This window comes from Streptomyces sp. NBC_00207, from assembly GCF_045160965.1.
Lineage (GTDB): Bacteria > Actinomycetota > Actinomycetes > Streptomycetales > Streptomycetaceae > Streptomyces.
Genome location: NZ_CP130715.1, coordinates 4617501 through 4622500, shown reverse-complemented (window position 1 = coordinate 4622500; position 5000 = coordinate 4617501). Strand labels below are relative to the sequence as shown.

Genomic DNA, 5000 nt, shown 5'->3' with positions numbered 1-5000 from the left:
CGTGCCTTTTGAAGAATGAGCCTGCGAGTTAGCGGTGTGTAGCGAGGTTAACCCGTGTGGGGAAGCCGTAGCGAAAGCGAGTCCGAATAGGGCGATTGAGTTGCACGCTCTAGACCCGAAGCGGAGTGATCTAGCCATGGGCAGGTTGAAGCGGAGGTAAGACTTCGTGGAGGACCGAACCCACCAGGGTTGAAAACCTGGGGGATGACCTGTGGTTAGGGGTGAAAGGCCAATCAAACTCCGTGATAGCTGGTTCTCCCCGAAATGCATTTAGGTGCAGCGTCGTGTGTTTCTTGCCGGAGGTAGAGCACTGGATAGGCGATGGGCCCTACCGGGTTACTGACCTTAGCCAAACTCCGAATGCCGGTAAGTGAGAGCACGGCAGTGAGACTGTGGGGGATAAGCTCCATGGTCGAGAGGGAAACAGCCCAGAGCATCGACTAAGGCCCCTAAGCGTACGCTAAGTGGGAAAGGATGTGGAGTCGCAGAGACAACCAGGAGGTTGGCTTAGAAGCAGCCACCCTTGAAAGAGTGCGTAATAGCTCACTGGTCAAGTGATTCCGCGCCGACAATGTAGCGGGGCTCAAGCGTACCGCCGAAGTCGTGTCATTGCAGCAATAGGGCCAACGCCCGCTGTGATGGGTAGGGGAGCGTCGTGTGCCGGGTGAAGCAGCAGCGGAAGCTAGTTGTGGACGGTTCACGAGTGAGAATGCAGGCATGAGTAGCGATACACACGTGAGAAACGTGTGCGCCGATTGACTAAGGGTTCCTGGGTCAAGCTGATCTGCCCAGGGTAAGTCGGGACCTAAGGCGAGGCCGACAGGCGTAGTCGATGGACAACCGGTTGATATTCCGGTACCCGCTTTGAAACGCCCAATATCGAATCAGGCGATGCTAAGTCCGTGAAGCCGTTCCGGACCCTTCGGGGAAAGGAAAGTGGTGGAGCCGACGAACCAGACTTGTAGTAGGTAAGCGATGGGGTGACGCAGGAAGGTAGTCCAGCCCGGGCGGTGGTTGTCCCGGGGTAAGGGTGTAGGCCGAGGGGTAGGCAAATCCGTCCCTCATATAAGGCTGAGACCTGATGCCGAGCCGATTGTGGTGAAGTGGATGATCCTATGCTGTCGAGAAAAGCCTCTAGCGAGTTTCATGGCGGCCCGTACCCTAAACCGACTCAGGTGGTCAGGTAGAGAATACCGAGGCGTTCGGGTGAACTATGGTTAAGGAACTCGGCAAAATGCCCCCGTAACTTCGGGAGAAGGGGGGCCATCACTGGTGAAGGAACTTGCTTCCTGAGCTGGGGGTGGCCGCAGAGACCAGCGAGAAGCGACTGTTTACTAAAAACACAGGTCCGTGCGAAGCCGTAAGGCGATGTATACGGACTGACGCCTGCCCGGTGCTGGAACGTTAAGGGGACCGGTTAGTGCGCTTTCGGGCGTGCGAAGCTGAGAACTTAAGCGCCAGTAAACGGCGGTGGTAACTATAACCATCCTAAGGTAGCGAAATTCCTTGTCGGGTAAGTTCCGACCTGCACGAATGGCGTAACGACTTCTCGACTGTCTCAACCATAGGCCCGGTGAAATTGCACTACGAGTAAAGATGCTCGTTTCGCGCAGCAGGACGGAAAGACCCCGGGACCTTTACTACAGTTTGATATTGGTGTTCGGTTCGGCTTGTGTAGGATAGGTGGGAGACTGTGAAACCCCAACGCCAGTTGGGGTGGAGTCATCGTTGAAATACCACTCTGGTCGTGCTGGATGTCTAACCTCGGTCCGTGATCCGGATCAGGGACAGTGTCTGATGGGTAGTTTAACTGGGGCGGTTGCCTCCCAAAGGGTAACGGAGGCGCCCAAAGGTTCCCTCAGCCTGGTTGGCAATCAGGTGTTGAGTGTAAGTGCACAAGGGAGCTTGACTGTGAGACCGACGGGTCGAGCAGGGACGAAAGTCGGGACTAGTGATCCGGCGGTGGCTTGTGGAAGCGCCGTCGCTCAACGGATAAAAGGTACCCCGGGGATAACAGGCTGATCTTCCCCAAGAGTCCATATCGACGGGATGGTTTGGCACCTCGATGTCGGCTCGTCGCATCCTGGGGCTGGAGTCGGTCCCAAGGGTTGGGCTGTTCGCCCATTAAAGCGGTACGCGAGCTGGGTTTAGAACGTCGTGAGACAGTTCGGTCCCTATCCGCTGTGCGCGTAGGAATATTGAGAAGGGCTGTCCCTAGTACGAGAGGACCGGGACGGACGAACCTCTGGTGTGCCAGTTGTCCTGCCAAGGGCATGGCTGGTTGGCTACGTTCGGGAGGGATAACCGCTGAAAGCATCTAAGCGGGAAGCCTGCTTCAAGATGAGTATTCCCACCTCCTTGAGAGGGTAAGGCTCCCAGTAGACGACTGGGTTGATAGGCCAGATGTGGAAGCCCGGTAACGGGTGAAGCTGACTGGTACTAATAGGCCGAGGGCTTGTCCTCAGTTGCTCGCGTCCACTGTGTTAGTTCTGAAATAACGAACAGCTGTGTTCATGCCAGCGTTCAAATTTCATAGTGTTTCGGTGGTCATAGCGTTAGGGAAACGCCCGGTTACATTCCGAACCCGGAAGCTAAGCCTTTCAGCGCCGATGGTACTGCAGGGGGGACCCTGTGGGAGAGTAGGACGCCGCCGAACAATCATTGCGGGAAGCCCCGCACCAAACCCTCGGGTTCGGTGCGGGGCTTTTCTGCGTTTACCGGCAGAGTCACGGGCTCGGCTGGGTATCCTGGCCGCGTTCCTCTGGAGGACGCGATGACTGCACAGCAGCTGGAAGACGGCGGGCCGCTCATTCCTCAGCCGGCCATGACACGGGAAGCCCTCCGGGACGCCGTACGCCGCATCGACATGGCCAGCCTGGCCGCGCTCGACAAGGAGTGCAACGAGGCCTTCGACCGTGCCGCGGAGACCGGTGCCATCAACCCGCTGCGGTTCTTCCTGATCAAGTGGGCCACGCACGTGGCGATCCACCGCTGGCCGGCGCGCTCGGCGGCGCTGCACGAGGCGGAGCGGGTGGCCGGGGATCCGGCATCGACCGAGGAAGAGTTCCGGGCCGCCATGGAGACGAGCAGCCGCATCCTCGCCGAGGCTCAGCGCGAGATCGGTCAGTGACCGCGCGGGGCGAAGGCGTGGAGAACGACAGCGGTTGGGCATGGGAGTGCGATCCCGGTCGGCTGTGGGTCCTCGGCGACATGCCCGCGGAGCACCAGGAGCTGGTCGCCGCCGTCATGGACGGCCTGGTCGATCTGGCGTCGATGGCGATCGACCCCAAGGACGGCAGCCTCTACGAGGACCCGCACCCGATGCGGCTGCGTACGTACGAGGACGAGCACCTCATGATCTGGTACCAGACCATCCCGCACCGCAGCCGGGTCTACCTCAAGCGCGTCAACCTCTGAGCTCCTGTCAGGCTGCTTCCCATGACAGTCGACAACCTGGGGCCTGCACGTCGTCGAGGCCGGGGTGACGCCTTGCTGAAGCCGGTGTCGTCGTTGAACCTGCTGGTCAAGCAACACGTGGCCCCCATGCTGAAGGCCGCCGGCTTCAAGAGGTCCGGCCGTACCTTCCGTCTCGTCGCCGACAATGGCGATCAGGCCGTTCTCGGGTTCGCCCGTCATTACACAGACCCTGGTGCGGCCGTTTTCGACGTCTCCTACGGCATCGTGCCGGCGCCGTACTGGGAGTGGATCAACCGGCACGCGGCCGACGGCGACTCCCGGGCCCCCGTCGCCTTCGGCCCCGCGGTGCTGTCCGGGGAGGTGATCCCACCGCCTCACGCAGCACATGCTCCGGACGCCGGAATGCCGTTCCGCGCCCGCTGGGCCCTGCGCGCGGACAACGGCCTCGTCTGCGGTGAGGCGCTGGCCACCGCCCTGCACGACGACACCGTCCCGCAGATCGTCCACCTGCTCGACCGGAGCAATCTCCTGAGGGAGTGCCGCAGGCCGGCCCTGCCGGTGGTGCGACGCGTGCCGCTCACGAGAGTGGAGATCTTCCTCCGGCTCGACGAGGCTCCGGTTGAGGAGATCGAATCTCTGCTGGCGGACGTGCAGTTGACCAGTCCCGGCGATCAGTTCATCACCTGGACGCGCCGGCGACTGAGTACGCGGAACGGCAGCGGCCTCGAGGCATGAGGGGCTCGTGCCCCCGATCAGCCTCTGACGAGGCAGAAGGGGTGCCCGGCCGGATCGGTGAGGACCCGCCACCTGTCCTCATGGGGCTGGTGCGCCGGCTTGCCCGCCCCCAGCTCCAGCAGACGGGCCTCGGCCTCGTCCAGGTCCGCGACGTCGAAACACAGGTGCATCTGCTGGGGGACGGTCTGGTCAGGCCAGCTCGGAGCCCGGTGGCCGTCGACCCGCTGGAAGCCGATCAGGAGTCCGTCCGCACGGCCCAGGCCGGCGAAGTCCGCGTCCGACTTCGGGTGGGGTTCGAGGCCGGTGGCCTGCTGGTAGAACGCCGCCAGAGCCAGCGGATCAGAGCAGTCGAGCGTGATCGCACTCAGCTTCATCTCCATGGACAGTGCACCTCCAGGCTGATCGTTGATCGTCGGCTGCTGCGATCCACACCCTAGGGGCGGACGTTGGGCCTCCGGCTCACCACGGTGATCGTGTGGCGGAGCCGCGGTGTCGGTCGGCCATCGGCGGCTGTCGGTCCGCTGTCGGCGGTTCGTCGGCGGAGCACCGGAACCTTTCGGGAGAAGGCCGGCCGGACTCCACCGGGCGGCCCGATCCCGAAGGAGCCACCATGCACACGCCCGTCACGATCGTCGGCGCAGGACTCGGCGGACTCACGCTGGCCCGCGTCCTGCACGTCCACGGAATCCCGGTCACGGTCTACGAGGCCGAGCCCTCCCCGTCGGCCCGCACGCAGGGCGGTCTGCTCGACATCCACGATTACAACGGGCAGCTCGCCCTCCAGGCAGCCGGCCTCATGGACGAGTTCCACGCCATCATCCTGGAGGGCCGTCAAGCGATGCGGGTCA

5 protein-coding genes and 2 rRNA genes (2 of these 7 cut by a window edge) are annotated in these 5000 nt (G+C 62.2%); 6 read left to right on the top strand and 1 reads right to left on the bottom strand.

Annotation, left to right across the window (positions count from 1 at the left end; all coding sequences use genetic code 11):
- The 5 genes from OG472_RS21840 to OG472_RS21820 form a co-directional block, all read left to right on the top strand.
- A 23S ribosomal RNA gene (locus tag OG472_RS21840) occupies positions 1-2463 on the top strand (it extends 661 nt beyond the left edge of the window).
- A gap of 76 nt (positions 2464-2539) precedes the next feature.
- A 5S ribosomal RNA gene (gene rrf / locus OG472_RS21835) occupies positions 2540-2656 on the top strand.
- 117 nt (positions 2657-2773) lie between these two features.
- Positions 2774-3130: a hypothetical protein gene (locus OG472_RS21830; RefSeq protein WP_383578129.1), complete on the top strand. Its 357-nt coding sequence runs from the start codon at positions 2774-2776 to the stop codon at positions 3128-3130.
- Between the two features lie 17 nt (positions 3131-3147).
- Positions 3148-3417, top strand: coding sequence for a hypothetical protein (locus OG472_RS21825; RefSeq protein WP_401615040.1), 270 nt, complete (start codon positions 3148-3150; stop codon positions 3415-3417).
- A gap of 21 nt (positions 3418-3438) precedes the next feature.
- Positions 3439-4152 (top strand): DUF4304 domain-containing protein, encoded by a 714-nt coding sequence (locus OG472_RS21820; protein ID WP_405941915.1) that lies wholly within the window; start codon positions 3439-3441, stop codon positions 4150-4152.
- Positions 4153-4169: 17 nt separating this feature from the next.
- Here OG472_RS21820 and OG472_RS21815 read toward each other — a convergent pair whose 3' ends face one another.
- A complete protein-coding gene (locus OG472_RS21815; RefSeq protein ID WP_401615043.1) occupies positions 4170-4526 on the bottom strand; it encodes a VOC family protein in 357 nt (118 codons plus the stop codon).
- A 236-nt stretch (positions 4527-4762) separates the two neighbouring features.
- Between OG472_RS21815 and OG472_RS21810 the strand changes: the two genes are divergently transcribed.
- Positions 4763-5000: the 5' end (the start) of an FAD-dependent oxidoreductase gene (locus tag OG472_RS21810; protein WP_405941914.1), read on the top strand. It continues 860 nt past the right edge of the window; only the first 238 of its 1098 coding nucleotides appear in the window; it begins with the start codon at positions 4763-4765; the stop codon falls past the right edge of the window.

Coding starts and splice junctions, on each gene's coding strand:
- OG472_RS21830 (WP_383578129.1), top strand. CDS start 2,774: ATGACTGCACAGCAGCTGGAAGACGGCGGGCCGCTCATTCCTCAGCCG.
- OG472_RS21820 (WP_405941915.1), top strand. CDS start 3,439: ATGACAGTCGACAACCTGGGGCCTGCACGTCGTCGAGGCCGGGGTGAC.
- OG472_RS21815 (WP_401615043.1), bottom strand. CDS start 4,526: ATGAAGCTGAGTGCGATCACGCTCGACTGCTCTGATCCGCTGGCTCTG.